Origin of the sequence: Streptomyces sp. CHD11 (assembly GCF_018638295.1) — a bacterium.
Classification (GTDB): Bacteria; Actinomycetota; Actinomycetes; order Streptomycetales; family Streptomycetaceae; genus Streptomyces.
Window position 1 is genome coordinate 1 of record NZ_JABTTS010000170.1, and the last position, 326, is coordinate 326.

The window sequence follows — 326 nt, forward strand, 5'->3', positions numbered from 1 at the left end:
CGGGGGTGCGGCCGGTGAGCGCCAACGGCTCCCAGGAGGTGGAGAGCATCATCGCCTCGCCGGCCTCGCGGAAGACGTACCGGGTGCGCATCACGCGGTCGCCGGGCTCGATGCCGTGCTGGTAGCCGTTGAGCTGGTACTGGAGAGCGGCAGCCTGAGCGCCGAACACATCCTCAATGTCGTGGCGCGCCTGGCCGCGACCGAACCACCACCCAGCGTCGAAACCCACTTGTCGCTCAAGGAAGCCCCCGTCGCTAACACGGCGCGCTACGACCGCCTGCGTGGCCAGGCCGAGGAGGTCGGTCATGCGTGATTTGATGGCGGAA

The 326-nt window shown here is 68.4% G+C and carries 2 pseudogenes; one reads left to right on the top strand and one right to left on the bottom strand.

The features are described from left to right. Positions 1-115: pseudogene (locus HTV45_RS33625) on the bottom strand (GntR family transcriptional regulator); the annotation flags it as partial. Between HTV45_RS33625 and HTV45_RS33630 the strand changes: the two are divergent. Next, positions 98-313, top strand: a pseudogene (locus tag HTV45_RS33630) (IS21 family transposase); the annotation flags it as partial. The pseudogenes HTV45_RS33625 and HTV45_RS33630 sit on opposite strands and share 18 nt — an antisense overlap. Positions 314-326 lie beyond the last annotated feature (13 nt).